Below are 26,817 nucleotides of genomic sequence, written 5' to 3' on the forward strand. Positions count from 1 at the left end.
TGCGTGCCAGGACGGCCGTCGAGTCACGGAGCCCGCCAAATGACGCAGCCCGCCGAGGTCCGGGGTCGTTCCAGTGCTGTGGTGGAACCATTCTCGCCCCGCGGCGGCTCCGCGTAAACCACCGGGCAGGCCGCCGCGCATCGGCGGGGAAACCCGCTGTCGGGCGCTTAGCGTGCGTCCTCGTGTCGTGCGGCATGGCCGAACAGCCACACGCCGGCGACGGCGGTGAGATAGCCGGTGATAACAATCAGTGAGGTTCCGGCCCAGAAATAGCTGGTGGTGCTCTCCTGCTGCCAGGGGCTCGGGGCGATGATCAGCAGCGCAATGGCGGCGACAGCCGCCGCGGCCAGTCCCAGCAGCACCGGCAGCGCCACCCAGAGCCGCGCGGACGCCCAGTGCCTGTTGTAGCCATCCCAAACGTTCCACTGAGGTCCCATCCGGATGACCAGCCAGCCGGCCGGGAGCATAAACGCGCCCACGAGGAGGAAAGCGGCAACAACGTCGGCGGGACGGTGCCACTGGTTGACCAGCGTGGACACGCCTGTGGCGACGGCAAACGTCCCGCCCAGAAAGCCGGCGAGCGGCCGCCACCGGGGTGAAACCAGGAGGAACACGGCGGCCGCGGCCGATGCCGCCAGCGTCGTGTGCCCGGACGGGAGGGAATTGAAATCGAGCGTCTCGATACCGCGGTCCGGCCGGACCGGAACCAGGTCCTTCAGGATCTGCGTGGCTACGTTGGCGCCCACGCATGCGGTCAGGGCAATACCGGCCGCGACCCAGCGGCGCCGCAGCACGGTGACAAAGAGGACCACAACGCTGGCGATCAGCACGGACAGGGCCGGCAGCCAATCAAGGAGCTGGGTGGCGGCCTTGCCGGCGGTTCCGCTGAGGGCGACGGCTTCCACGAGGGCTGACTCGTCGATGAACTGCCCCATGGAAGTCCGGACGAAGAAATAATAGGTAGCGGCGAGGGCGGCCAGTGAACCGAGAGTGGCGATCACAAACAGGAAGGTTGTCCATTTCCCGGGCCGGGGGGCCGCGACTCGGGGCGCGCGCGAAGGCATCCGCGGGTATTCCGCCGATGGGGTCATGCTGGTACTCTCCTGCCGAAAACTCATCGCTAAAAGGTTCCCACAGAAGCCTGCAAGCGGCCTGATGGGGGCGCTGCGGGCCGTCCAACGTGTCGCGTGCTCTCTGGTGGTGGCCAACAGCCGCGGGTCGCCGATGTTTGCCTGCCCCCGGGCATACCTGCACCCGGGCTTAACGGAGCAGAAGGCCCACCATTGGGGGGCTGGCGGGCCTTCTACGCCCCAAACGTTACCGCACTGTGACATTTGCGTCGAATTGGCGCGCGGGCGACGGCGGGCGCCGGCGACGCGCAAAATATCCCGCGACGCGCATCCTGCCCGTAGACGCGGGAATTCCGGTCGCGCATAGTTTTTTGCGTGTCGAGGGATATTTTCCGGCGCGTGGGCGGGCCGAGGCCACACGCGCGTAACCTGTGGATATGGACAGTGCCACGGAGCATCCTGATCCGGCCTTCCCACGATTTCATCCGCGGCCCCCGCAAGGCTGGGTCGGTAATCCGTGCGGGCTCAGCCACCTGCACGGCAGCTACCACGTCTACTTCCAGTACAGTCCGGAAACGGAGCCCCGCCAGCGGATCTGCTGGGGACACCTGAGCTCCCCGGACCTGGTCAGCTGGCATCAGGAACCCTTAGCGCTCCGGCCGCAGTCCGGCGGCCCGGACGCCTTCGGCTGCGGGACGGGCGTCGTGACCGACGACGACGGTGTTGCCGTTGCCGCGTACACGGGTATCCAGGACGACGCCGGGCAGTCCCGGGTGGTCCTGGCCCGCAGCTCCAGTGATCCCGCCGTCTGGGCGCAGGAGGGCCGGGTGGCTGCGGACGTGACGACGGACCCGGAGGTCGCCGTGGCGGGGGACCCTTACATCTTCCAGTTCCAGGGCCGTCGCTTCGCCCTCCAGGGGGCAGGGCTGGCCGGCGGGCACGCCGCGGCGCTCCTGTACAGCCTCGAGGACCTGCGGTCCTGGCGGTACGAAGGCATCTGGCTGACTTCCGCCGGCGGACCCGCCGCGGAGCATCTTGCGGCGGCAGCCTGGGAATGCCCCCAGCTGGTGCCGCTGCCGGATTCTTCCGGCGCGGAAAACTGGTTGCTGATGGCCTCGCTCCGGAACGCCGACGACGCCGCCCGGCGCCGGGCCGGCGTCGGCTACCTGCTCGGGTCCCTCTCCGCGGACGCCCGAACGGGCCTGCCGGTATTCCTGCCGGCCACTGGCGGCAAGGCCGATCTCGGTCCGGATTTCTATGCCCCGCAGATCCTCTCCCTGCCGGACCGCGCCTTGCTCTGGGGGCGGTCTCCAGAGGTGGTGGAAGGTGCCGTGACCCGGCCAACCGATCCGGCCGGCGGGGACCGGCCCGGACGCAGCGAGCGCGGGATCGACGACGCCGGCTGGTCCGGTGTGCTGACGTTGCCCCGACGGCTCTCGGTGCACGGCGGAGCGCTCGCCGTAGAGCCCGCCGTGGAACTCGCGGCGTACCGCGGACGGAAGCTGCTCAGCAACGCCGCGGGAACCGTGCAACTGCCGCGGCAGGCCGAAGCCCACGTCGCCGGCGGCGAGGGCGGGCTCCGCCTGGACCTGGCCACTGCCTCGTCGCGCCGCACGGTTTTCGCCGAAACAGTCGCGGGCGGGGATGAGCTTCGGATCTTCGTCGATTCGTCCATCGTGGAGGTCTTCCGGCACGGAACTGTTGCCGCCACCGTTCGGGCCTACCCCGGGGCAGGTGAGAACTGGCAGTTGGTGTTGCCGCACGGTGCCGCCGCCATCGTCTGGGAGCTCCGCGACCCGGCCGGAGAGTCGGCGGGGGAACCGGCCGGTGAGCCTGCGGGAGGGCCTTCCGCCGGACGGGCTGCACGCCGTTAGAGTGGATCATGCCCACCGATGCTGCCCCCGTTCCGCCCGCCGTGCACACCGCAGAGGGTTCTCTTTCGCCCGGACGGCTGCCGGCGCTTGAGGAGCTCCTGGCCGGCGCCCGTGTGGTGAGCCTGCCGATGCGGGTGAAGTTCCGCGGAATCATGCAGCGCGAGGCCCTGCTGCTCGAGGGCCCGCTGGGCTGGGGTGAGTTTTGCCCCTTCCCCGAGTATCCGGATGCGGAAGCCTCCCGCTGGCTGGCCGCCGCCATCGAGGCTGGCTGGCAGGGCTTTCCGGCCCCGCAGCGGGACAGCATCCCGGTTAACGCCACCGTGCCCGCCGTCCCGGCCGGCCGCGTCCCGGAGATCCTCGCCCGTTTCGGCCGCGTGGACGCCGTCAAGGTCAAGGTAGCCGAACGCGGCCAGAGCCTCGAGGATGACCTCGCCAGGGTCAATGCCGTCCGCGAAGCCCTGCCCCACGCGGCGATCCGGGTTGACGCGAACGGCGGCTGGTCCGTCACGGAGGCCGTTGACGCGCTCACCCGGCTTGCCGCCGTCGGGCTGGAGTACGCCGAACAGCCGGTGCCGGACGTCGACGGCCTGGCTGAGGTGAGGCGCCGGCTCCGATCGGCGGGAAACCCGGTGCTGATCGCCGCGGACGAGAGTGTGCGCCGGGAGGATGACCCTCTCAAAGTCGCCCGCGCCGGCGCCGCGGACTTGATCGTGGTCAAAGTGGCCCCGCTGGGCGGGGTGCGCCGCGCCCTGGACATTGTGGCGCAGGCCGGGCTTCCCGCCGTCGTCAGCTCCGCACTGGACACCTCCGTGGGAATCCGGGCCGGGCTGGCGCTGGCCGCGGCGCTGCCGGACCTGCCCTACGCCTGCGGGCTCGGAACCGTCTCGCTGCTCGCCGCAGATATCACGAAGGACTCGTTGGTGCCGGCCGATGGGGCCATCCGGCTCCGGGACGTTCATGCCGATCCTGAGCTGCTCAGCGAGTTTGCCGCGTCCCCGCAACGCTGTGATTGGTGGCTGGACCGGCTGCGCCGGACGTATGCGCTGCTCGCTGCTGGACCGCAGGGCGCCACTCGACAGTAACGTTTACCCGCACTTCATCTGGGAGACGCCTCTCGGTAGTCCGGGACTGGAACGGTGACCGGGAACGTTCGTCCCCCAGAGAAGGTCTCCTCCCGATGTCTGACACCGCCCGCAAGTTCGGCCTCCTGCCCATGCTCGGCCACACCAAAGGCAAACGCAGCGCCGTCACCTGCGCCCTGAAATGCGATAACGCCTGCGCCAGTGCCGTCTGCAACACCAGCTCCAACAGCTACTTCCGCGACATTGCCTCCGCCAGCGTCTCCCGGCGCGCGGCCCTGGGCTTCGGGGCAGCCGGCGCGCTCGCAATCGCCTTCGGCGGTTCCGTCGCTTCGGCCGAACCGGCGCTGGCCGACGGCGGACCCGGCCTGGCCGCCGCCGCGAAGGACGGCTTCGGCAAGTCCAAACTGACGTTCACCGCGATCGCCCCGGTCGATGCCGCCGTCGATGCTTTCACCGTCCCGGAAGGCTTCGGCTGGCAACCGATTATCCGCTGGGGTGACCCGCTGTTCAACGATGCCCCGGACTTCGACCTGTTCGGCCAGAGCGCCGCCGCCCAGGCACGCCAGTTCGGCTACAACAATGACTACACGGATATCCTGCCGCTGGAGGGCGCGAAGGACCGCCGTGCGGTGCTGTTCACCAACCACGAGTACACGAACGAGTCGATCATGTTCCCGGCCGCACTGCCCGCTTCCGAAGCGAGGGCCATCAGCCGTGCCGCCCACGGCCTGACCGTCGTCGAACTCGAACGCAAGAACAAAAACGCGCCATGGAGCTACGTCAAGGGCGCCAGGCTCAACCGCCGGTACCTCTCCGACACGGCCTACGAACTCACCGGACCCGTCGCCGGTTCCCCGCTGGTCCGCACCGTGGCCGACCCGGTCGGCCGGACCATCCGCGGAACCCTCGGCAACTGCTCCGGCGGCACCACGCCGTGGGGCACCATCCTCTCCGGCGAGGAAAACTTCAACGGCTACTTCGTCTCCGCCGGCACCTCGGACCAGGACAAGCGCTACGGCCTGACCAGCAAGCCCACCGCCCGCCAGTGGGAACTCGACGACCCGCGCTTCGACACCCGCAATTCCGGCTATGAGAACGAGGCCAACCGCTTCGGCTGGATCGTGGAAGTGGACCCCTTGGACCCGGTCTCGACGCCGAAGAAGCGCTCCGCGATGGGCCGCTTCAAGCACGAGGGTGCCAACGTCATCATCGCCAAATCCGGCCACGTGGTGGCCTACATGGGCGACGACGAGCGGTTCGACTATCTCTACAAGTTCGTCTCGAAGAACACCTACCGGGACGGCAAGGCTGCGGCCGACCGTCGTCACAACATGGACCTACTCGCCGAAGGCGACCTCTACGTCGCAAAATTTAGCGGGGATTCCCCGGCCGGTGAGATTGACGGCTCCGGCACGCTTCCGGCCGACGGTGCCTTCGACGGCGCCGGGGAATGGCGTCCGCTGGTGGTTGGCGGCAAATCCGCTGTGGCCGGCATGGGTGTCGAAGACGTCCTGGTCTATACCCGCCTGGCGGCGGACAAGGTCGGGCCCACCAAGATGGACCGTTGCGAGGACGTCCAGCCGAGCCTGCACACCGGCAAGGTCTACGTCGCCTGTACCAACAACACCGACCGCGGCAGGATCGGCAAGGAAGGCGCTACCGAAGTAAACCCGCGCAATGACAACCGCGACGGGCACGTTGTGGAAATCACCGAACGCGGCGGCCAGACTTCCACGAGCTTCGACTGGAACCTCCTGCTGGTCTGCGGTGACCCGGCCGTGAACAAGACCGTGTACTTCAGCGGCTTCCCGGCGGACCGGGTCTCGCCCATCTCCTGCCCGGACAACCTGGCCTTCGACTCCGTCGGCAACCTGTGGATCTCCACCGACGGTGCGCCGTCCAAGACCGGCCTCGCAGACGGCCTGTTCAAGGTCACCCTCGACGGTGCCGAGCGCGGCCGGGTGGAACAGTTCCTGGCCGTTCCCCGCGACGCCGAGACCTGCGGCCCGATCATCCACGACAACGAACGGACTGTTTTCGTCGCCGTGCAGCACCCGGGCGAGGACGGTTCGTTCGACGCCCAGACCTCCTTCTTCCCCGACTACGTTCCGGCCGGGACGACGCCGGCCGCCGGCCAGGTGCGCGCCCCGCGGCCGGCCGTTGTGCAGGTGTTCCGGACGAAGGGCTGACCCGGCCGATCCGACGCTTCCGCAGGTTTCGCAGGTTTAGAGTCGACGCCCCCTCACATTCAGCGCCTTTACGGCCGACGCTTCCCCATGTTCTGCGGGTGTGGGGCGGGCGCTTCGCGACGGTCTGCGTCGAACTGCGAAAGGTGGGGCAGCGTCGGCTGGGTTTCTGCGAAAGGTGGGGAAGGGTTCGTTGGTTTCTCGCGAAGGTGGGGCTTGCGGTGTTGCTCTATCAGCGCCGAGTGGCATGCTCACTCATCACCAAAAAGGCGCAGGCGAATTTGTTGCCTCCTGCCGTTAGCAATCGCACCCCTCTTCATTTTCATTGGAATAGCTCACTTGCCTTTCAACGAACGGCCCGTAGACTCGGCCCATGTCAGGTCGTGGGGGATCGAAACATGTCCGCTGTTATGCGGCGGGGGTGCTGAGCTTTTTGATAGCAGGCTGCCTGGCAGGCTGTGCCTTCGGCGGCGCGGGCGATGCTCCGTCAACGGCAAGTACTGAGCCCAGCGGGGAGCCTGCGCCAATCGTGCCGACTAAAGGTCTGGAGATACGGGACATCGAAGCGGGCAACTACACCGAACTGGAAAAGCGCCTTGCGGTAGCCCGCGGGCTTGTCATCCTGGACGATTCCGGCCCCGTGGACGGTCCCGAGGTGGGTTTCCGCGCGACAGCAACAGTGAGCGCCGCCGGGGCGTATACCGTTACGGCGGCCTGCGTGGGACTGCCGGACGCACAGATCTTCGTCGCCCGCCCAGGGTCGAGCGCAGAGCGGTTGGCGTTCGACCTTGATTGTTCCGGGGTCTTGTCGCAGGTCATCGAACTGCAGGAGGGATACGTCGTAGCCGGGGTAACGCGACGGGACCCGACTGGTCCTTGGACCGGGGCCGTCGCTGGGGTTCGAATAACCGTCGAATGACGCCGGAGATTTGACTCGGCGGCAAGCCGGTATCGAGACCGGACATGGCCAATAAGCCCGGGCAGGATTCAGCAAACGGGACGGGCTTTGAATCTGGCTTAGTGGCCGATAGATCCCTTTTCGGAGGTCGCTCACAGGGCGGTAGTCAGAGGGCGGTAGCAGGACTGAGTCCTGCCCCTTTTAGAGTGTCACTTCCCGAGACTGGTACCTAGTACAGGCTGGACACTGCGAACTACCGCCGCGATTCACAAATTTCCGCGAAACGTGGGGAAGGGTCGGGTGGGGTGCCGCGAAACGTGGGGGAGCGTCCGATGGTTTTCTGCAAAAGGTGGGGGAGGGCCCGGTTTAGGGGCGAACTGATAATTTGGGACTGTGAATAATCCGGCCGCATTGGTTGTCCCCAGAGTCCAGACTGCAATTGCCAGTGCGTTCGGCAACGAGTTCCGCGAGACGGATCCGGTGATCAGGCCCTCGCAGTTCGCCGACATCCAGATCAACGCCGCCATGGCGCTCGCGAAGAAGGTCGGGGTGCCGCCGCGGGAGGCCGCCGCGCGCATCGTCGCCGGCCTTGACCTCGACGGGCTCTGCACCTCGATCGAAATTTCCGGTCCGGGCTTCATCAACCTCACCTTCGACGGTACCTGGATCGAGGAACTGCTCAACGCCGAGGTTGCGGCCACAGCTGCGGGCGCGGAGACAGGCCGGACCGCCAAGCCGCAGCGCGTCGTCGTCGACTATTCCTCCCCGAACGTTGCGAAGGAAATGCACGTCGGGCACCTGCGCACCACCGTTGTCGGGGACAGCCTCGTCAGGGTCCTGGAAGCGCTGGGCCACACCGTGATCCGGCAGAACCACATCGGCGACTGGGGCACCCCGTTCGGGATGCTGATCGAGCACTGGCTGGAGATTGGCGAGGATTCCCCGGAGGCTGCCCTGCTGGTGGAGGACCCGAGCGCGTTTTACCAGGCCGCGCGGGCCAAGTTCGATAACTCCGCCGACGGCGAGGACGGCTTCGCCACCCGGGCCAGGCTCCGCGTGGTGGCGCTGCAGGGCGGGGACGCGGAAACTTTCGCGGTCTGGGAACGCCTGGTGGCGCAGTCAAAACGCTACTTCAACGCGATCTACCGCATCCTCGGCATCAGCCTCACCGACGACCACATCGCCGGCGAAAGCTCCTACGACGCCCACTTGGCACAGCTGTGCCAGGAACTTGAGAACCGCGGAATCGCCCGCGTCAGCGACGGCGCCCTCTGCACCTTCCCCGCAGGCTTCATCGGCCGCGACGACCAGCCGCTGCCGCTGATCATCCGCAAGTCCGACGGCGGCTACGGTTACGGCACCACCGACCTCGCAACCATCCGCTACCGGGTCCGTGAGCTCCAGGCCAACCGCGTCCTCTACGTCGTCGGCGCCCCGCAGAACGTCCACCTGAGGATGGTCATCGCCACGGCCACCGACGCCGGCTGGCTGCCGGACACCGTCGAAGCCACGCATGTGCAGATCGGCAATGTGCTGGGCGAGGACGGCAAAATCCTCAAGTCCCGCTCCGGGGCGCCGGTCAAGCTGATGGCCCTGCTCGAGGAGGCGGTGGATCGTGCCCGCGCCGTCATCGACGCCAGCCGCCCCGAACTCAGCGACGCCGAACGCGCCGTCACAGCCCGCCAGGTGGGGATCGGGGCCGTGAAGTACGCCGACCTCGCCACCGGCCACGACACCGAGTATGTCTTTGACTTCGACCGCATGCTCGCCCTGACCGGCAACACCGGACCGTATGTGCAGTACGCGGCGGCGCGGATCCGCTCCATCCTTCGCAAAGCCTGGGTACTGGCGGCGGCGAACTTCGACGGCGGTACGGCCGGTTCCGGCCCGGGCAGCGCAGGTCCCGGCGGCGAGGGTTCCGGCAGCGTGGGTTCCGGCAGCGCAGCGCCGGCGGCGATCGCCGTCGTCGAACCCGCCGAACGTGCCCTCGCCCTGCACCTGCTCGAATACGACGCCATGCTGGAGAAGGTCGGCAAGTTCCTGGAACCGCACCGGCTCTGCGGCTACCTGTTCGAGCTCGCGCAGCTCTTCACCGCGTTCTACGACCAGTGCCCGGTACTCAAGGCCGAGGCGGGGGTCCGGGAATCACGACTCGCCCTGTGCGGCCACGTGCTCCGGCGGCTCTCCGGCGGCCTGGAGCTGCTGGGCATCGAGACACCGGAGAACATGTGAGCCCGTCAGATTCCGGCGGCCAGGACACTGCGGGGCCGCTGGGTTCCCTGGAGGCCGCGCGGCTCGCCGTGACGGCACTGCTGGACGCCGGGGTGCGCCACGTGGTGGTGGCGCCGGGCTCCCGTTCGGCGCCGATGGCCTACGCCCTGGCGGAGGCTGATGCAGCAGGCCGCGTGGAACTCCTGGTCCGGATCGACGAGCGCTCGGCCGGGTTCACGGCCCTGGGTCTGGCGCTGGCATCCAGGGCCCCGGCCGCCGTCCTCACCACCTCAGGGACCGCCGTCGGGAACCTGCTGCCGGCCGTGATGGAGGCCAACCACGCTGCAGTCCCGCTCGTAGTCCTCTCCGCGGACCGGCCCGAGGAACTGCGCGGCACGGGGGCCAACCAGACCACCTTCCAACTGGACCTGTTTGGCGAGCACGTCCGCTTCGCCGCCGACATCCCGGCCGGCAGTGATCCGCGGCGGGCGGTGGAGACGGCCCTGAGCGCCGCCACCGGGGCATTCCAGGACAGCCCGCCCGGCCCCGTCCAGCTGAACCTGGCCTTCCGCGATCCGTTGGTCCCGGCCCCTGGCGAGCGGCTCCCGCCGGAGTCCGGCCGCCGCATCTACCGTCTCCCGCCGGTACCGGAAACGCTGGATCTCCCGGTCGCCGGCGCCGGCCTGCCGGAGCGGCGCACCGTGGTTCTCGCCGGGCACGACGCCGGACCGGTCGCCGAGGCCTTCGCGCGCGCCCACGGGCTGCCGCTGCTCGCCGAACCGTCCTCCAACGCCCGGTTTGGGCCGAACGCCGTGGGCCCGTATCGGGTGCTGCTGGAACACTTCGGTCCGGACTCCGCGCAGCCGATCGAACGTGTGGTCCTGTTCGGCAGGCCCACGCTCTCCCGACCGGTCAGCGCACTCCTGGCCCGCGCCGGCGTCCCCTCCGCCCTGTACCAGCCGGTCCCCGTGGCCTGGTACGAACCTGGCCGCCGTACCGAACTGCCGCTCGAGTCTCCGGCGGATCTTGCCGACTTCGCCGGCAGGGGATCGGCGGCCTGGCTGGATGCTTGGCTGCTGGCCGGTGCCGCCGCCCAACACGCCGTGGACCAGGTGCTCGGCGGCTCTGCGGCAGCCACCGGGCCCTCCGTGGGTGCGCTCGTCTGGAAACATGCACGCGGCCAGCTTGTGCTGGGTTCCTCCAACGGTATCCGCGACGCTGACCTCGCCGGCGCACCCGCGCCCGAGCCCCGCGCCACCGTCTTCGCCAACCGCGGCCTTGCCGGGATCGACGGCACCACGTCCACTGCCATCGGCATCGCCCGCGGCGGGCAGCAGGAGACCACCGTCCTGATGGGTGACGTCACCTTTCTGCACGACGCCGGTGGGCTGCTCCTGGGCTCCGGCGAGACCGAGCCGCCGCTGCGCATTGTGGTGCTGAACGACGCAGGAGGGGCGATCTTCGGACTGCTCGAACACGGTGCCGTGCAGGAATCCGGGGCGTACGGGGACGCTGTCGAACGGCTTTTTGGAACCCCGCACAACGTCGACATCGCAGCCCTCGCCGCCGCGTACGGCGTCGGGCACCATGCGGTGAGCACGACGGCGGGACTCGCCGAAGCGCTGTCCGCGCCAATCGAGGGGCGCAGCATCGTGGAGGTCCGCACGGACCGGGCCGGGCTCCGGGTCCTGCATGGCCGGATCCGGGCCGCCGTCGCCGCAGCCGTGGCCGGGGTGCCCGCCGCGGACTGAGTCCTCCTGCGCTGGTGAACCCGGGCCTCAGACCTGGCGACGCGCATACTGCCTTCCGACGCGTTCCTTCTCTGGCGACGCGCAAACTGCCTGGCGACTCCCGTATTACCGCATCGCCAGGTAATTTGCGCGTCGCGGGTCGAGGGGCGCGTCGCGGGGCAGGATGCGGATCGGGTTGTCCACATGGCGGGACCAGCCGCAGGTTGGGATCTTGGTTCGATGAACGGATTGCCGACATTGATCCTCGCGCGGGAGCACGTCCAGCAGGCGATTACTCTGGGGCATTCCGACCATTGGGCGGCACGAATTCGTCCATGCGCTGACGCTTCAGAACGACGGCGGACGCTCGCGGGCCGGCGTGCGGCGGCACTTTGCCTCGCCGGCCGGCCTTCGGGTGGTCGAACGCGATGGACTTCTGGTCACCGGACGAATCCGCACGGTGCTGGACCTCGCCGCGTTCACGTCCTTTGCCGAAGCTGTTGTGCCACTGGATCACGTGCTCAGGCCAGACTCTGCGCATGGGCTGTCCGCACTCTCCAAGGACGTCCTGCTGGCGGGGGTCGCGGGCCACTACACCGCCGCAGCTGCGCGGCGGATCCTGACCGCCGTGGAGTTCGCGGACCCGGCGTCGGGGTCGCCCGGGGAGTCCTACGGCCGGGCGCTGATGTGGGTTGCCGGGTTCGAGCCGCCTGCGCTGCAGTACGAAATCCGGGACGCCTCAGGTCTGGTGGGGTTCACGGACTATTTTTGGGACAGTGCGCGGCTGGCGGGAGAGTTTGACGGTATGGAAAAATACGCGAAGCCCGAGTATCTGAGGGGTCGGACGGCGTCGCAGGCCGTCGTGGATGAGAAGTTCCGTGAGGACCGGATCCGGGCGACGGGAGCCACGGTCGTCCGCTGGGTTTGGGCCGACCTCATGGCGCCAGGGCGGCTCGAACGGAAGCTGTCGGCGGCCGGTGCGCCCCGCCGTCGTGCCCGTTCCGCCAGGCGGCCATGATGCGAGTCCTGTCCCACGACGCGCAAATGCCCTGGCGCTACTGGAGATCCAGTAGCGCCAGGGCATTTGCGCGTCGCCAGGCGGGCAGCGCGTCGGAACGTCGCGCGGGCGCCTATTCGATATCGATGTGCGTGGGATCGAGCACGCGCTTCAGGAATTCCTGCGTGCGCGGCTGGGTGGGGGCGCCAATAACCTGTTCCGCCACGCCTTCCTCCACCACAACACCGCCGTCCATAAACACGACGCGGTCGGCGACTTCGCGGGCAAAGCCCATCTCGTGGGTCACCACCAGCATGGTCATGCCTTCCTTGGCCAGGTTCCGCATAACGGAAAGCACATCGCCCACCGTCTCCGGATCCAGCGCCGAGGTCGGCTCGTCGAAGAGCATGAGCTCGGGGTCCATGCTCAGCGCCCGGGCAATCGCCACGCGTTGCTGCTGCCCGCCGGAGAGCTGGTCCGGGAAACGGTCCGCGAAGTCGCCCAGCCCTACGCGCGTCAGGTTCTTATGGCCTGTGGCGTCGGCATCGGCCTGGCTGCGCTTGAGGACCTTGGTCTGCGCGACGGTGCAGTTCTGCAGGACAGTCAGGTGCGGGAACAGGTTGAAGTGTTGGAAGACCATGCCTACCGTGCGGCGCATCTTGTCGACTTCGACGTCGGGATGGGTGGATTCGAAGCCGCCGACGTGGATGGTTCCCTCGTTGGGCTGCTCCAGCAGGTTGACGCAGCGCAGCAGGGTGGACTTGCCGGAGCCGGAGGGCCCGATCAGGCACACCACATCACCGGGGGCGACTTCCAGGCTGATGCCCTTGAGTACCTCGTGGTTGCCATACGATTTGCGGAGGCCTCTGATGGACACGCCGGCGGCGTGGATGCCGCTGCTGAAGGCCGGGGTGTTGGTTTCGACGTCGTTCATGACTGTCCTGCCTATCGCTTCGTCCGCGCGGAGCGGCTTTCAAACTTCCGGGCCAGAAGGCTCAGCGGGATGGTGATCACGAGGTAGATGGCACCGGCCACCAGGAGAGGGGTGAGGCCTGCTCCGAGGCTGGAAATACCATCGCGCCCGAACTTTGTGAGCTCGTACTGCGCGGTCGTCAGGCCAAGGACGAACACCAGCGAGGAGTCCTTCGTCAGCAGGATGACCTCGTTGGTGAGCGGCGGCAGGACGATCCGGAATGCCTGCGGTATCACGATGGTCACCATGGCCCGAGGAAGGGGCATGCCCAGCGACCGTGCCGCCTCCAACTGCCCCGGCGGGACGGCCTGCAGCCCGGCACGGAGGGTTTCGGCGATGTAGGCGGAGGCCACGATTCCGAGTGAGACCATCACCACAACGTGAACGTCCCACAGCACGCCGAACGCCAAAGGCACGCCGTAGCCGAAGGCAATGAACACCAGCAGCGCCGGAACGCCGCGGAAGAATTCGATGTATCCGGTGGCCAGCCAGCGGTAGACCGGGAACGTCGAGAGTTTCATCAGGGCCAGGATCAGGCCGCCGGAGAGACCGACCACGAATGCCAGGGCGGTGTAGATAAGGGTGTTCTTCAGCCCTACAAGAATGATGTCCGGGAACATCGGGGCGATCTTGCCGAAATTGAAAACGCTGGTGCCGACGGTTTGCCAGTTTGTGGCCAGAACAACGGCCACGATGACCGCCACGAAGAGGCCGGCTTGCACATAAAGGCTGACTTTGGCGCGTTGCCGTGCGGTCATTGCCATGGATTACTCACATTCATTTTGCGCGGAGAAGGCCCCGTTGTGGGCTGCTGTGCAGACCGCAACGGGGCCTCGTCCGGGGTTGGTCTCAGTCCAGGATCAGCTATTTAGCGGCCTCGCCGAACCAGGTCGTCTCGAACTTGGTCAGGGAGCCGTCGTCGGTCAGCCGCTTGAGGGTGGCATTGACCTTCTCCAGCATTTCGGCGTTCCCCTTCTTGACGGAGATTCCCAGTTGTTCTCCGGTGGCGAAGTCGGCCACGCGCTTGAGGTTGGAGTCGTCCTTGATGGCGTAGGCCAGGACGGACTGGTTGCCCAGGGCGGCGTCAATGGTGCCGGCCTTGAGCGCCTGCACCAGCAGGCCCGAGTCTTCAAACTGCTGGGCGTTGAGAACCTGGGCATCGGCATACGTTGCGCCGGTGGTGGCCTGCTGCACGCCCACCTTCTTGCCCCGGGCGTCCCCGATGTTCGTGATCCCGGAGGCTTCGCTGGCCACGAGGGTCAGGTCATCGTCGAGGTACGGGGTGGAGAAGTCCATTGCCGACTTACGGGCGTCCGTGATGGAGATCGAGGAGATGGAGACATCGCACTGGTTAAGGGCGACGCCGGTCTCGATGGCTTCGAAGGAGCTGTCCACAACGCTCAGGTCAGCGTTGAAGTCCTTGGCGAGCTCCGCGGCGATATCCATGTCGAAGCCGACAATCTTGCCGTCTTTCTGGAATTCAAAGGGCTCATAGGGGATATCCGAGCAGACGGTGAGCTTGCCGGCGTTGATGAGCTGGATGCCGCCCGCGGATGGTGCGGGCGTGGAGCCGCCGCCGCAGGCCGTCAGAGTGAGGGCGCCTGCGGCGAGAAGGGCGGCAGCCTTGAAGGCCAGTTTGGCCGGTGCGAGTGACTTGCTCTGCATGATTTTTACCTTTTGTTGCAGGGGCGTACTGATTGAACCGACTTTTAGTGTATCGCCGGCTGCGAGATGTACATCACAGAAAACTTAGTTTCACTATTGGATAACTAATGTGGGGTAAAGCGCAACCCGCGCCCTGGGACAGGGGTCTTGTATCCCGGACTCTAGCTGCTGATGCCCAGCGCTTCCAGCATTGGACGGAACTTCGCCCAGGTCTCGGCGAGCTCAGCTTCCGGGGCCGAGCCCTCCACCACACCGCAGCCCGCATACAACCGGACCCTGCCCGGGGCCTCGATGACGGCGCCGCGGAGCGCTATGCCCCACTCGCCATTGCCGGCAGCGTCGAGCCAGCCCACCGGTCCGGCGTACGGCCCGCGGTCCAAATGCTCCAGCTTGCGGATTAATGCCCCGGCCACCATCGTCGGCGTGCCGCATACGGCAGCGGTAGGGTGCAGCGCGTTGATCAGGGCCAGGCACGTGGGCACGTGCCCCTCCACCTCTGTCAGCTCGGCCTTGACGTCCGAGGCGAGGTGCCACACGTTGGGAAGCTCCAGGATGAAAGGTTCGCTGTGCGCGGTCATCGCCTCGGAGAACGGCGCCAGCTGGGTCGTGAGGGACTGGATGGCGATATCGTGCTCATGCCGTTGTTTTTCAGATCCGGCAAGCACCCGCTCGGCAAAGTCCAGTGGCGAGCCGGCCATCCCCTCTGCGTCGCGGCGGTCCAGGGTGCCGGCGAGGACCCGGGCCTGGGCGGTGCGCCCTTCCACCTGGATCAGCATTTCGGGTGTGGAGCCGACGAGGCCATCCACCCCGTACGTCCAGCATTCCCGGTAGCGGACGGCGAGCTGGCGCAGGATCTCGGCCGCATTCACGCCGTCCGGCACCGTCGCGACGATGTCGCGGGCCAGCACCAGTTTCTCCAGTGCTCCCGTGCGGATCTCCGCGACGCCGGCCGTCACTGCCGCCATCCAGCCTGCCTCGTCCAGCGCGCCGGTGGTCAGCGACGCTTCGCGCGCGGCAGAAGCGGTATGGGGAAGTCCGGCGGAGCGGCCGGCGGACGGTTCGACGGCGGGGCTGCTTCCGGCGGTGTCCAGCCAGCGATGCAGGGCCGCGAGGGCGCCGGCCTCGGTGAGGTCGCCGTCGTCGAAGGTCATGTGGGTCAGCCAGGCCCTGCCGTCGAGGAGGCCGACCACAATTTCGGGCACGATCAGGCGGGACGCGTGCCTGGAGACTTTGGAGAACGCGAAGGAGCCAAAGGCAACCGGGCCGGTGCCGGGGCATTCCACCGAATCCTCGATCTCGGCCTCCAGCACCAGGTGCCGCCACCAGATGTCCGCTTCGAGGAAACGGTCAGGGCCGGTGACGGTAAAGCGTGCGATTTCGCCGAAGCCCACGAGGCCCGCTTCGCGGCGTGTCCAGCACAGCACATCGTCCCGCACCAGAAACGACGGCAGCCCCCCGCGGAATGATTCTGCATCGAGGGGGACTGTCAAGGTACGGAACGCGCTCGTCATGATGGGATAACACTACTCCCGCCCGTGCGGGGGCCCTGTCCGCAGGCCCTGTTCAGCGCGTGGTTCGTGGGTGCGCCGATCATTTGAGACAATGTCAGGGTGAACCGAGCATCCTTGGATAAGCGTCCGGACGAAGTTGCCACCATGTTTGATGACGTGGCCCCGAAATACGACGTCGTGAACGACGTCCTGTCCATGGGACAGACGCGTCGCTGGCGCAAAATCGTGGTTGAGGCCATGGATGTGAAGGCCGGCCAGCGCGTGCTCGATCTCGCCGCCGGAACGGGCACCTCCAGCGAGCCATACGCCGATGCGGGCATAGGCGTCATCGCGTGCGATTTTTCGCTCGGCATGCTCAAAGTCGGGAAACGGCGGCGCCCGGACATCGACTTCATCGCCGGGGATGCCACCCGCCTGCCCTTTGCGGATAACTCCTTTGACGCCAGCACGATCTCCTTCGGGCTGCGCAACGTCAACGAGCCCAAGAAGGCGCTCGCCGAGATGCTCCGGGTCACCAAACCCGGCGGGAGGCTCGTGATCGCGGAATTCTCCCAGCCCGTCGTGCCCATGTGGCGCACGATGTATACCGAGTACCTTATGCGGGCGCTGCCGGCCATCGCCGTCAAGGTTTCGTCCAACCCGGATGCCTACGTCTACCTCGCCGAATCCATCCGCGCCTGGCCGGACCAGGACCACCTGGCCGCGTGGCTGAAGGAATCGGGCTGGGAGTCCGTGACCTACCGAAACCTCAGCGGCGGCATCGTAGCTATCCACCGTGCCCAAAAGCCCGCGGCGCCGGTCACCGCTGCCGATGCGCTTGCCGCCCACACCGGGCCCGTGGCGAAGCTGCGCCGCAACATCGTCCGGCCCGGACGTTAGCCGATACCCGTCGTGAAAGTACTGATTGTTGGAGCGGGCCCGGCCGGGTCCACAGCTGCCTACTATCTTGCCCAGGCCGGTATCAGCGTCACGGTGCTGGAGAAGACCTCCTTCCCGCGCGAAAAAGTCTGCGGCGACGGCCTGACCCCGCGCGCGGTCCGCGAAATCCAGAAACTCGGCCTCCCGCATCCCGAAGCCGACGGCTGGCGACGGAACAAGGGCCTGCGCCTGATCGCGGGCGGCCGCACGGTCGAACTTCCCTGGCCCGAGGTTTCCGACTTCCCGCAGTACGGTCTGATCCGGACCCGCATTGGCTTCGACGAGGAACTGGCCCGGCACGCCCAGTCCGCGGGGGCCGTCGTGCTCGAACGCCACAGCGTTACCGAAGCGCTGCGCTCCGAGGACGGCCGTGTTACCGGGGTCCGGGCCGCGCTGCTGGACGAAGCCGGCCGCAAGACGGGGCAGACGCGTGACTTCAGCGCCGACATCGTCCTCGCCGCGGACGGCAATTCCACCCGCACCGCCGTCTCGCTCGGCCTGCACAAACGGGACGACCGTCCGCTGGGCGTGGCCGTCCGCACCTACTTCACGAGCCCCCGCCACGACGACGACTGGATGGAAGGCTGGCTGGAGCTCCCCGGCCGCGACGGCAAGCTGCTGCCCGGCTATGGCTGGGTGTTCGGCGTTGGCGACGGCACCTCCAACGTGGGCCTAGGCATCCTGAACTCCTCCAAGGAATTCGGCAAGCTGGACTACAAACAGGTGCTCCGTGAATGGACCGCCGGGATGCCTTCCGAGTGGGGATTCACGCCGGACAACCAGGTGGGAGAGATCCGCGGCGCCGCGCTGCCGATGGGCTTCAATCGGACTCCGCACTATTCGCCCGGGCTGATGCTGCTCGGTGACGCCGGCGGCATGGTCTCCCCGTTTAATGGCGAGGGCATCTCCTACGCGATGGAGTCCGCCCGGTTCGCGGCCGAGTTCGTCATCGACGGAGACGCCCGGCAGCGCGCTGGCGCCTGGGCGGCCTCCCCGGGCGCGGCCGACGCGCACTTCGCCCGCTACGCGGACCATGTGCGCGGTCAGTGGGGATCACACTTCACCCTGGGCCGGGCGTTCGCGGCGCTGATCGGCAAACCCGCCGTGATGAAGCTCGCCCTCCGGACGGGCATGCCCATCCCCGTGCTCATGCGGTTCGTGGTGCGGCTGCTGGCCAATCTCACCGATCCGGCGGCCAAGGGCTTCGAGGACCGTGTCATCCGTGTCCTCGAAATGCTGGTTCCGGCCACATCCAACCAGGCCCTGTCCAAGGCGGACAGTTCGTCGCCCTCGAGCACCAACCCCGCGGTTTCCGCGACAAGAGTTAGGGTAAAACCGTGACCAACCCCGCAGACCAAAGCTGGACGCACGCCGGACACGGCCTGCCGGGCGCTGAGCCCAGCCTCAATACCAGCGCCATCGCCACGGGCCTGCAGTTGCCCGCAGGCTTCGCCGCGATCGCCGGCGACGCCGATCTTGGCCCGGCAATCACCACCAACCTGGCCCGCGTTGAGAAGAAGCTGCGCGAGGCCATCGCGAACTCTGACCCGCTGGCTGATGCCACGTCACGCCACCTTGTCGAAGCCGGCGGAAAACGCATCCGGCCCCTCCTGACGCTGCTCTGCGCCCACCTCGGCGACGCTTCACTGCCCGCCGTGGTGCAGGCCGCCGTTGTGGTGGAACTGACCCACCTCGCCACGCTGTACCACGACGACGTGATGGACTCCGCGCCGTTCCGCCGCGGCGCGCCCACGGCGCACGAGGTCTGGGGCAACTCTGTGGCTGTCCTCACCGGCGACCTGATCTTCGCCCGTGCCTCCATCCTCGTCTCGGAACTTGGCGGGCGCGCGCTTGGCATCCAGGCCCGCACCTTCGAGCGGCTGTGCCTGGGCCAGCTGCACGAAACTGTGGGACCCCGCCCCGACGAGGACCCTGTGGAGCATTACCTCTCCGTCATCGCCGATAAGACCGGCTCACTTGTGGCGGCGTCCGGTCAGCTCGGCGCGATCTTCTCCGGCGCCGATGACTCCTACGAGGCCCTCCTCGTCGAGTATGGCGAGAAGGTAGGGGTGGCCTTCCAGCTCGCCGACGACGTCATCGACGTCACCGGCATCAAGGTCAAGTCCGGCAAATCACCGGGCACAGACCTGCGCGAAGGAGTACCGACCCTGCCGGTGCTGCTGCTGCGCAACGCGGCCCGTGATGGTGACCAGTCCGCCGTCGACCTCCTGGAGCTGATCGACGGCGATCTCAGCTCGGACGACGCACTCACAGCCGCCGTCGCCGGCCTGCGGGCGCACCCCGTGACCGCAGCGTCGTGGGTGGTTGCCCGCGCCTGGGCCGATGAAGCGATCGCCGCGCTGGCGCCGCTGCCCGAAGGGGTTGTGAAAGACTCGCTGACCAGCTTCGCGCGGGCCGTGGTGGACCGCAGCAGCTAGGAGTCCCCGAATCCAACTGGGACGGCCCCGGTTCGGCGGTCAGGAGGGATAAACCTGAGTGCCGAAACGGGGCCGTTTCTCCGTTGGACCATGCTTGCGCATGACCTGCCTGGCGGAGATAGTCAGTGGACTTAGTGATGAGTGTATGGCGGGGATGCCTGCTTGTCCAACGTGTCCACGACGTCCTCGGCGCAGGCTCGGTAGGGCTTGTCCGGGACTCGGGCAGGGACCGTGCTCAGTCCTCGTCGTCGTCGTTGAAAGCCCACTCGAACATGTCGAAGACAAACTCCGAGAAGGTTCCTTCTTCGCTCTTCCACTGGCCGCGGACGTTGTTGCGGCGGTACACGATGGGATCGGGGACGCCAAGGTCGCCAACGCGGAAACCCCAGGTGAATTGTTCTTCCTCGTCCTCGAGGAACATCAGGAAGCCTTCGTCATCGACTTCAAGCTCTTCGGGGTCCCAGAAGTAGTGGTAGGCCTCCATCAGGTCCTCGCAGCCGCCGACGGCCAGGTAGAACTCTTTCAGGACCAGCGGCACCTGGAACTGGTGGTCAGCAAGCGCGGACTCCAGCTCGTCCGTCTGGAGTCCGTCTTCATCCTGCCATTCGTCTTCGAGATACTTCGGAACAAGCGCACGGAATTTCTCGAGGAACATGTCAGTCATGCTCTTATCCTAACTAATCCCGGCTGCCGCTATCCGCACCATCCAGACCGAGACGGTGCCAGCCGCGGACGGCCAGCGGAATACGCCATTGACGCCGCCAGGCCGTGACCCGGAAGACGAAAACCAGCACCGCGACGGCGCCGGCGGAGACCACGTTGAAACTGTGAACGAGGGACAGGACGACGGTCAGTGCAGACCCCAGGAACGCGGGGAGGGCGTAGAGATCATTGCTGTTGAATAACTGGGGCACCTCGTTCGCCGTGATGTCCCGCAGCAGCCCGCCACCGACGGCCGTCGTGACCCCCAACAGGACAGCAGCGAAGGGGTGCATCCCGGCGGCAAGTGCCGTCAGGGTTCCGCTGATGCAGAACAGGGCCAGACCGCCGGCGTCGAACAAGGTCAGGAGCGACGTGAACCGCTGGACGCCGTTGAACAGGAAGTACACGAGCACCGTGGCCAGGAGCGGCGGCGCGAGATAGGCCGGGTTGGTGAAGGCCGCGGGCGGGCCGGCGTTGATGATGATGTCCCGGATGACACCGCCGCCCAGGCTGACCAGAGAGGCCAGCAAAAGGGAGCCGATCATGTCGAATTGTTTCCGTGCCGCAAGCAGCGATCCTGAGACGGCGAAGAAGAAGACACCGGCCAGCTCCAGCCAGACCAGGACAACGTTAAAGGAGAAGGTCAAGGGGGGTCCCGGTCAGAATCAAAGGGGCGGATAGGGCGGCTCCAACGTTACGCTAGGCCGTATGAATAGCCCCATCCTGATCGCCTGTGCCCACGGCACGTCCAGTCGCCTTGGCGCCGCGGAGGTCAACGCGCTCCGTGACGGCATCGCCGCCCTGCGGCCCGGACTCGACGTCCGCGAGGCCTACGTCGACGTGCAGGAGCCGGAGCTGCCGGCCGTGGTGGCCGGGCTGCCGGCGGGGGAGACCGCCGTCGTTGTGCCGTTGCTGCTGAGCGTCGGCTACCACGTCAAAGTGGACATCGCCCGGGCGGTCAAGAGCCGGCCGGACACGGTGGCGGCCGCGCCGCTGGGACCGGACCCGCGCCTGGCTGCCCTGCTGGACCAGCGCCTGCGGGAAGCCGGTGTCATCGATAGCGACACCGTGATCCTCGCCGCGGCCGGCTCCTCCGACCCCACCGCCGCGCAAAACGTGGAGGAGCTTGCAAACCAGCTGCGGGCACTGCGGCCCAACCGGATCATCGCCGCGTACGGCGCTTCGGCCAAGCCTTCGGTGCCGGACGCCGTGCACGCTGTGCGCGAAGAGGGCGCTTTGGTGGCCGCAGGGCCACAAGGGCGGGTTGTGATCGCTTCCTATCTCCTCGCGCCCGGCTTCTTCCACGACCAGCTGGCCGAAGCCGGCGCGGACCTCGTCACGGCGCCGTTGCTGCCTTCCCCGGTGCTCGCCGAGATCGCGCTGGAGCGCTTCGACGCAGCCCTGGCGGCGGGCATCTGAACGCTGTCGGGCTGCCAGCCTGAACGGCCGGAACCATGCACAGCAGCCACACCGATTCAAGGGTTTCCGGCGGTTCGTGACGAAGTATTTCCCTAGGTGACCTCCCGTTTCCAAGCCTTTGTCACGGAATTCCGGCCCGCCCTACAGTCGATGCATGACTGATACAGCTCTAGCCGGAGCGTCCGTGGACCAGGCCGCCGCAGGCCGCCCCAAGCGCCCCTCTTCCCGACCCGCCGCGAAGCCGCACGGGCAGTGGAAAGTGGACGGCACCACCCCGCTGAATGCCAACGAGACCTGGAAACAGGAAGACAATGGGCTGAATGTCCGTGGGCGTATCGAATCGGTCTACGCCAAGCACGGTTTCGACTCGATCGACGGAACGGATCTGCATGGCCGCTTCCGCTGGTGGGGCCTGTACACCCAGCGCAAGCCCGGGATCGACGGCGGCAAGACCGCCACGCTCGAGCCGCACGAGCTTGAGGACAAGTACTTTATGCTGCGCGTCCGGATCGACGGCGGCGCCCTCAGCACCGAACAGCTGCGCGTTATCGGCCAGATCTCCGTGGACTTCGCCCGCGACTCGGCCGACCTCACTGACCGGCAGAACATTCAGCTGCACTGGATCCGGGTCGAGGACGTCCCGGAGATCTGGCGCCGCCTCGAGTCGGTGGGGCCTGTCCACTACGGAGGCCTGCGGCGACGTTCCCCGCGTCATCCTCGGCTCCCCGGTGGCCGGCATCGCCAAGGACGAGATCATTGATCCGACGCCGCTGATCCATGAACTCGCCGCGCGGTTCATCGGCGATCCGGAGCTGGCCAACCTGCCGCGTAAGTTCAAGACCGCCATCACGGGCCACCCCAGCCAGGACGTGGTCCACGAGATCAACGACGTCGCCCTCGTCGGCCTGGTCCATCCCGAACTCGGCATCGGCTATGACCTGTGGGTAGGCGGAGCGCTCTCCACCAATCCCATGCTGGGCAAGCGCCTCGGCGCCTTCGTCCGGCCGGACCAGGCCGCCGACGTCTGGCTCGGGGTCACCAGCATCTTCCGCGACTACGGCTACCGGCGCATGCGGACCAAAGCCCGCCTGAAGTTCCTGCTGGCCGACTGGGGTCCGGTGAAATTCCGCCAGATCCTTGAGGACGAATACCTCGGCTACAAACTCGACGACGGCCCGGCCGCACCCAAGCCCTCCACTCCGGGCGACCACATCGGCGTGCACGAACAGAAGGACGGCAAGTTCTTCATCGGTGCCACCCCGCTGGCCGGCAGGCTCTCCGGCAGTCAGCTCGTGAAGCTCGCCAGCACTCTGGAGGCCCGCGGCTCACAGCGGCTGCGGACCACCCCGCATCAGAAGCTCGTGGTCCTGGACGTGCCCAAAGACGAGGTGGAAGCGCTGGTCGCCGAGCTTGACGCCCTGGGCCTGTCGGCCCGGCCGTCCGTGTTCCGCCGCGGCACCATTGCGTGCACCGGCATCGAGTACTGCAAGCTCGCCATCGTCGAAACGAAGGTCACGGCGGCCACCGCGGTCGCCGAGCTGGAACGCCGCCTCGCCGACCTTGTCGAGTCCAAGCAGCTCCCGCAGGCGCTGTCCCTGCACATCAACGGCTGCCCCAACTCCTGCGCCCGGATCCAGACCGCGGACATCGGACTGAAAGGCATGATGCTTCCCACGCCCGACGGCGACCCCACCCCGGGTTTCCAGGTCCACCTCGGCGGCGGGCTGGCGTCCTCCAGCCGCGAAGAGGCCGGCCTCGGACGTACCGTCCGCGGCCTCAAGGTCTACGTCGCGGACCTGCCCGACTATGTCGAGCGCGTGGTCCGGAAGTTCGTTGCCGACCACACCGAAGGCCAGACCTTCGCCGAGTGGGCCTTCGCGGCCGACGAGGGTGATCTGCAATGAGCGTGCCCGTAGCTGCCACTAACGCCCCGGCCCTGCGGTCCGACGACGAGCTCAAGGCCCTCGCCGGTGCCGGGGCCGCCGAGCTTGGCTGGGACGCCCCGGCCCGGGAGGTCATCGCCTGGGTGGTCCGCCACTTCGAGCTCCCGGCCGTCGCCGTCGCGTGCTCCATGGCCGACGCCGTCCTCCCGGCGCTGGTCGCGGACCAGCTGCCCGGCGTCGACGTCCTGTTCCTGGAAACCGGCTACCACTTCCCGGAAACCTATACGACCCGGGATGAGGTCGCCGCGAATCTCCGCGTCAACGTCGTCGACGTGCTGCCGGAGAACACCGTGGAGCAGCAGGACCGGCTCCTGGGCAAGGATCTCTTCGCCCGCGATGCCGCCCAGTGCTGCGCGCTCCGCAAGGTCGCCCCGCTGCGCCGGACCCTCGCCGGCTACGAACTCTGGTTCACCGGCGTCCGCCGCGACGAGGCCCCGACCCGCACCAACACCCCGCTGATCACCTGGGACGAGACCAACGGCCTGGTCAAGGTCAACCCGGTGGCGGCCTGGAGCTACGACCAGCTGGTCCAGTACTCCGACGACAACCTCCTTCCCGTCAACCCGCTGCTTTCACAGGGCTACCCGTCCATTGGCTGCCAGCCCTGCACCCGCAAGGTGGCGCCCGGCGATGACCCCCGCGCCGGACGCTGGGCAGGAACCGACAAGACAGAATGCGGACTACACGTATGAGCACCCAAATCACCAACGAGGACCTGGAGCTGGCCGTGCTGGATCTTGACGCTGATTCTCCGAAAGCGGCGCATCGCGCGAGCGAGGAACGAGCGAGTGTGTCTAAGCCGCGTGGAGAATCAGCGTCAAGACTCTCCTCGCTGGACACTCTTGAGTCCGAGGCCATTCACATCATCCGCGAGGTCGTCGCCGAGTTCGAGAAGCCTGCGCTGCTGTTCTCCGGCGGCAAGGATTCCGTGGTGATGCTGCACCTGGCCACGAAGGCGTTCTGGCCCGGCAAGGTGCCCTTTCCGGTGCTGCATGTTGACACCGGCCACAACTTCCCCGAGGTCATCGACTTCCGCGACCGCACGGTCGAGCGGCTGGGCCTCAAGCTCGTCGTCGGCTCTGTGCAGGAGTTCATTGACCGCGGCGAACTGGCCGAACGCGCCGACGGCACCCGCAACCCGCTGCAGACCATCCCGCTGCTGGACGCGATCCAGTCCAACAAGTTCGACGCCGTGTTCGGCGGCGGCCGCCGCGACGAGGACAAGGCCCGCGCCAAGGAACGCATCCTGAGCCTGCGCGACGAATTTGGCCAGTGGGACCCGCGCAACCAGCGCCCCGAACTGTGGAACCTCTACAACGGCCGCCACACCGTGGGCCAGCACGTGAGGGCCTTCCCGATCAGCAACTGGACCGAATTGGATATCTGGCGCTACATCGAGCGCGAAGGCATCGAGCTCCCCGGCCTGTACTACGCGCATGACCGCGAGGTTTTCGCCCGAGACGGCATGTGGCGGGCAGTGGGCGAAGTCTCCCAGCCGCGTGCGGATGAGCAAGTCATCACCAAGACCGTCCGCTACCGGACTGTGGGGGACATGTCCTGCACCGGCGCCGTGGAATCGGCCGCCGCCACCGTGCGCGACGTTGTGATCGAAGTTGCCGCGTCCACCATCACCGAACGTGGCGCCACCCGGGCCGATGACCGGATCTCCGAGGCCGCCATGGAAGACCGCAAGAAGGACGGCTATTTCTAATGAGCACCGACACTGACCTTGCCCGCGCCGCCGTCCTCCTTGACGAGGCCCCGCTGGCATCACCGGTTTTGTCTCCAATTTTGTCCACGACACTGTTCCGCTTCGCGACCGCCGGTTCGGTCGACGACGGCAAGTCCACCCTGGTGGGGCGCCTGCTGCACGATTCCAAGGCGATCCTCGCTGACCAGCTCGACGCCGTCGCCCGCACCTCGGCGGACCGCGGCTTCGGCGGGGCGGGTGCCACCGGCACACAGGCGATCGACCTGGCGCTGCTCACCGACGGCCTGCGTGCCGAGCGGGAACAGGGCATCACGATCGACGTCGCGTACCGCTACTTCGCCACGGACCGCCGCAGCTTCATCCTCGCGGACTGCCCCGGCCACGTGCAGTACACCAAGAACACGGTGACCGGCGCGTCCACCGCGGACGCCGTCGTCGTGCTCATCGACGCCCGCAAGGGTGTCCTGGAGCAGACCCGCCGGCACCTGTCCGTGCTGCAGCTGCTGCGCGTGGCGCACGTGATCGTGGCCGTGAACAAAATCGACCTCGTCGACTTCAGCGAAGCCGCGTTCCGGGAAATCGAAGCCGACGTCCAGAAGGTCGGCCGCGAACTCGGCCTCGGAACTGATGATTCACAGGCGGGCGGCAGTACTGACCTGCTGGTCATCCCGGTGTCCGCGCTCGACGGCGATAACGTGGTCGACCGCTCGGACCGCACCCCCTGGTACGGGGGCCCGGCGCTGCTCGAGGTCCTCGAAACCCTGCCCGCCGCGGACGAACTCGAAAGCCACCTCGAAAGCTTCCGGTTCCCCGTCCAGCTCGTTGTCCGGCCGCAGGGCGCACTGGCCCCCGACGCCGTCGCGGGCGGTCTCGACCCGGAAGCGTACCGGGACTACCGGGCCTACGCCGGGCAGATCACGGAAGGCTCAGTAAAGCTCGGCGACGCTGTCACAGTGCTCACACCCGGACAGGACCCGCGCACCACCACGGTGACCGGCATCGATTTCGCCGGCCGCGAGCTCACCGAAGCGGTGGCCCCGCAATCCGTGGCGCTGCGCCTCGGGGACGAGTTCGACGTCGCCCGGGGCGACACAATCGCCGCGGCCGGGACCATTACCGAGGCCTCGGCCGACCTCTACGCTGCACTGTGCTGGCTTTCGCCCAAGCCGTTGCGCGAGGGCGCCAAAGTGCTCGTCAAGCACGGCACCCGCACGGTCCAGGCCCTGGTCCGCACCGTGTCGGGAAAGCTCGATCTCGCCAGCTTCCAGCTCGAAGCCACCACAACGCTGGGCCTGAACGACATCGGCCATGCCCAGTTGCGGCTTGCGGCTCCGCTGCCGCTGGAGAACTACCTGCACCACCGCCGCACCGGTGCTTTCCTGGTCATCGACCCGCTGGATGGCAACACCCTCGCCGCGGGCCTGGTCAGGGACCACCCCGGCGACCACGAGGACGAGCGCTACTCGATCTGAGCCGCCGCCCGGAATGG

Annotated in this window: 21 protein-coding genes and 1 pseudogene; 15 read left to right on the forward strand and 7 right to left on the reverse strand. The window is 67.4% G+C overall.

Features of this window, described 5'->3' with window-relative positions:
• Positions 1-167 precede the first annotated feature (167 nt).
• Positions 168-1,091 carry a phosphatase PAP2 family protein gene (locus KY499_RS14890; RefSeq protein ID WP_258190811.1) on the reverse strand — a complete coding sequence of 308 codons (924 nt, stop codon included), beginning with the start codon at positions 1,089-1,091 and terminating at the stop codon, positions 168-170.
• A gap of 416 nt (positions 1,092-1,507) precedes the next feature.
• Here KY499_RS14890 and KY499_RS14895 point away from each other — a divergent pair, with 416 nt between their 5' ends.
• The 7 genes from KY499_RS14895 (at position 1,508) to KY499_RS14925 (ending at position 12,069) form a co-directional block, all read left to right on the forward strand.
• The gene (locus KY499_RS14895) at positions 1,508-2,944 is read left to right on the forward strand and encodes a glycoside hydrolase family 32 protein (RefSeq protein WP_219885726.1); all 1,437 of its coding nucleotides are present in this window, start codon (positions 1,508-1,510) and stop codon (positions 2,942-2,944) included.
• A gap of 128 nt (positions 2,945-3,072) precedes the next feature.
• Positions 3,073-4,026: an o-succinylbenzoate synthase gene (locus KY499_RS14900; RefSeq protein ID WP_258191110.1), complete on the forward strand. Its 954-nt coding sequence runs from the start codon at positions 3,073-3,075 to the stop codon at positions 4,024-4,026.
• A 95-nt stretch (positions 4,027-4,121) separates the two neighbouring features.
• Positions 4,122-6,215, forward strand: coding sequence for a PhoX family phosphatase (locus tag KY499_RS14905; RefSeq protein WP_219885728.1), 2,094 nt, complete (start codon positions 4,122-4,124; stop codon positions 6,213-6,215).
• Between the two features lie 526 nt (positions 6,216-6,741).
• Positions 6,742-7,131, forward strand: a complete 390-nt coding sequence (locus tag KY499_RS14910) for a hypothetical protein (RefSeq protein WP_258190812.1) — start codon at positions 6,742-6,744, stop codon at positions 7,129-7,131.
• A 372-nt stretch (positions 7,132-7,503) separates the two neighbouring features.
• A complete protein-coding gene (gene argS / locus KY499_RS14915) occupies positions 7,504-9,342 on the forward strand; it encodes an arginine--tRNA ligase (protein ID WP_258190813.1) in 1,839 nt (612 codons plus the stop codon).
• The gene (gene menD / locus KY499_RS14920) at positions 9,339-11,072 is read left to right on the forward strand and encodes a 2-succinyl-5-enolpyruvyl-6-hydroxy-3-cyclohexene-1-carboxylic-acid synthase (RefSeq protein ID WP_219885730.1); all 1,734 of its coding nucleotides are present in this window, start codon (positions 9,339-9,341) and stop codon (positions 11,070-11,072) included. Before argS ends, menD begins: the two co-directional genes overlap by 4 nt.
• 394 nt (positions 11,073-11,466) lie before the next feature.
• Complete coding sequence (locus tag KY499_RS14925; RefSeq protein WP_219885731.1) at positions 11,467-12,069, forward strand: hypothetical protein; 603 nt, start codon at positions 11,467-11,469, stop codon at positions 12,067-12,069.
• Positions 12,070-12,181: 112 nt separating this feature from the next.
• Here KY499_RS14925 and KY499_RS14930 read toward each other — a convergent pair whose 3' ends face one another.
• The 4 genes from KY499_RS14930 to KY499_RS14945 all read right to left on the reverse strand — a co-directional run bounded on the left by KY499_RS14930 (position 12,182) and on the right by KY499_RS14945 (position 16,197).
• Positions 12,182-12,982 (reverse strand): amino acid ABC transporter ATP-binding protein, encoded by an 801-nt coding sequence (locus KY499_RS14930; protein WP_123256968.1) that lies wholly within the window; start codon positions 12,980-12,982, stop codon positions 12,182-12,184.
• An 11-nt stretch (positions 12,983-12,993) separates the two neighbouring features.
• Positions 12,994-13,785 carry an amino acid ABC transporter permease gene (locus KY499_RS14935; RefSeq protein WP_219885732.1) on the reverse strand — a complete coding sequence of 264 codons (792 nt, stop codon included), beginning with the start codon at positions 13,783-13,785 and terminating at the stop codon, positions 12,994-12,996.
• 100 nt (positions 13,786-13,885) lie between these two features.
• On the reverse strand, positions 13,886-14,686 hold the full coding sequence (locus KY499_RS14940; RefSeq protein ID WP_123256970.1) for an ABC transporter substrate-binding protein: 801 nt from the start codon (positions 14,684-14,686) through the stop codon (positions 13,886-13,888).
• A gap of 161 nt (positions 14,687-14,847) precedes the next feature.
• A complete protein-coding gene (locus tag KY499_RS14945; protein ID WP_123256971.1) occupies positions 14,848-16,197 on the reverse strand; it encodes an isochorismate synthase MenF in 1,350 nt (449 codons plus the stop codon).
• Between the two features lie 99 nt (positions 16,198-16,296).
• Here KY499_RS14945 and KY499_RS14950 point away from each other — a divergent pair, with 99 nt between their 5' ends.
• Genes KY499_RS14950 through KY499_RS14960 form a run of 3 tightly spaced genes read left to right on the forward strand, consistent with a single transcriptional unit; the run spans position 16,297 to position 19,553 of the window.
• Positions 16,297-17,076: a demethylmenaquinone methyltransferase gene (locus KY499_RS14950; protein ID WP_258190814.1), complete on the forward strand. Its 780-nt coding sequence runs from the start codon at positions 16,297-16,299 to the stop codon at positions 17,074-17,076.
• 12 nt (positions 17,077-17,088) lie between these two features.
• A complete protein-coding gene (locus tag KY499_RS14955) occupies positions 17,089-18,456 on the forward strand; it encodes a geranylgeranyl reductase family protein (RefSeq protein ID WP_123256973.1) in 1,368 nt (455 codons plus the stop codon).
• The gene (locus KY499_RS14960) at positions 18,453-19,553 is read left to right on the forward strand and encodes a polyprenyl synthetase family protein (protein WP_123256974.1); all 1,101 of its coding nucleotides are present in this window, start codon (positions 18,453-18,455) and stop codon (positions 19,551-19,553) included. The genes KY499_RS14955 and KY499_RS14960 overlap by 4 nt, the downstream gene beginning before the upstream one ends.
• Positions 19,554-19,788: 235 nt before the next feature.
• On the opposite strand, the gene KY499_RS14965 is transcribed toward KY499_RS14960, so the two are convergent.
• Positions 19,789-20,217, reverse strand: a complete 429-nt coding sequence (locus KY499_RS14965) for a hypothetical protein (RefSeq protein WP_123256975.1) — start codon at positions 20,215-20,217, stop codon at positions 19,789-19,791.
• Between the two features lie 13 nt (positions 20,218-20,230).
• Positions 20,231-20,902, reverse strand: coding sequence for a trimeric intracellular cation channel family protein (locus tag KY499_RS14970; RefSeq protein WP_123256976.1), 672 nt, complete (start codon positions 20,900-20,902; stop codon positions 20,231-20,233).
• A gap of 61 nt (positions 20,903-20,963) precedes the next feature.
• On the opposite strand from KY499_RS14970, the gene KY499_RS14975 reads away from it, so the two are divergent.
• From KY499_RS14975 to KY499_RS14995, 5 genes and pseudogenes are all read left to right on the forward strand, one after another.
• Entirely contained in the window at positions 20,964-21,674 is a 711-nt protein-coding gene (locus KY499_RS14975) for a sirohydrochlorin chelatase (RefSeq protein WP_219885733.1), read from the forward strand.
• 154 nt (positions 21,675-21,828) lie between these two features.
• Positions 21,829-23,578: pseudogene (locus KY499_RS14980) on the forward strand (nitrite/sulfite reductase).
• Entirely contained in the window at positions 23,575-24,309 is a 735-nt protein-coding gene (locus tag KY499_RS14985) for a phosphoadenylyl-sulfate reductase (protein ID WP_219885734.1), read from the forward strand. The pseudogene KY499_RS14980 and the gene KY499_RS14985 overlap by 4 nt, the downstream one beginning before the upstream one ends.
• The gene (gene cysD / locus KY499_RS14990; RefSeq protein ID WP_258190815.1) at positions 24,306-25,328 is read left to right on the forward strand and encodes a sulfate adenylyltransferase subunit CysD; all 1,023 of its coding nucleotides are present in this window, start codon (positions 24,306-24,308) and stop codon (positions 25,326-25,328) included. Before KY499_RS14985 ends, cysD begins: the two co-directional genes overlap by 4 nt.
• A complete protein-coding gene (locus KY499_RS14995) occupies positions 25,328-26,800 on the forward strand; it encodes a sulfate adenylyltransferase subunit 1 (protein WP_258190816.1) in 1,473 nt (490 codons plus the stop codon). Before cysD ends, KY499_RS14995 begins: the two co-directional genes overlap by 1 nt.
• Positions 26,801-26,817: the final 17 nt, after the last annotated feature.

The sequence above is a fragment of the Arthrobacter sp. PAMC25284 genome, from assembly GCF_019443425.1.
Classification (GTDB): Bacteria; Actinomycetota; Actinomycetes; order Actinomycetales; family Micrococcaceae; genus Arthrobacter; species Arthrobacter oryzae_A.

Bases quoted from the DNA above. Each gene is read 5' to 3' on its own strand.
- KY499_RS14940 (WP_123256970.1), bottom strand. From the start codon at position 14,686: ATGCAGAGCAAGTCACTCGCACCGGCCAAACTGGCCTTCAAGGCTGCC.
- cysD (WP_258190815.1), top strand. From the start codon at position 24,306: ATGAGCACCCAAATCACCAACGAGGACCTGGAGCTGGCCGTGCTGGAT.
- KY499_RS14895 (WP_219885726.1), top strand. From the start codon at position 1,508: ATGGACAGTGCCACGGAGCATCCTGATCCGGCCTTCCCACGATTTCAT.
- KY499_RS14995 (WP_258190816.1), top strand. From the start codon at position 25,328: ATGAGCACCGACACTGACCTTGCCCGCGCCGCCGTCCTCCTTGACGAG.
- KY499_RS14945 (WP_123256971.1), bottom strand. From the start codon at position 16,197: ATGACGAGCGCGTTCCGTACCTTGACAGTCCCCCTCGATGCAGAATCA.
- KY499_RS14985 (WP_219885734.1), top strand. From the start codon at position 23,575: ATGAGCGTGCCCGTAGCTGCCACTAACGCCCCGGCCCTGCGGTCCGAC.
- KY499_RS14905 (WP_219885728.1), top strand. From the start codon at position 4,122: ATGTCTGACACCGCCCGCAAGTTCGGCCTCCTGCCCATGCTCGGCCAC.
- KY499_RS14890 (WP_258190811.1), bottom strand. From the start codon at position 1,091: ATGACCCCATCGGCGGAATACCCGCGGATGCCTTCGCGCGCGCCCCGA.
- KY499_RS14900 (WP_258191110.1), top strand. From the start codon at position 3,073: ATGCGGGTGAAGTTCCGCGGAATCATGCAGCGCGAGGCCCTGCTGCTC.
- KY499_RS14930 (WP_123256968.1), bottom strand. From the start codon at position 12,982: ATGAACGACGTCGAAACCAACACCCCGGCCTTCAGCAGCGGCATCCAC.
- KY499_RS14935 (WP_219885732.1), bottom strand. From the start codon at position 13,785: ATGGCAATGACCGCACGGCAACGCGCCAAAGTCAGCCTTTATGTGCAA.
- KY499_RS14965 (WP_123256975.1), bottom strand. From the start codon at position 20,217: ATGACTGACATGTTCCTCGAGAAATTCCGTGCGCTTGTTCCGAAGTAT.
- KY499_RS14975 (WP_219885733.1), top strand. From the start codon at position 20,964: ATGAATAGCCCCATCCTGATCGCCTGTGCCCACGGCACGTCCAGTCGC.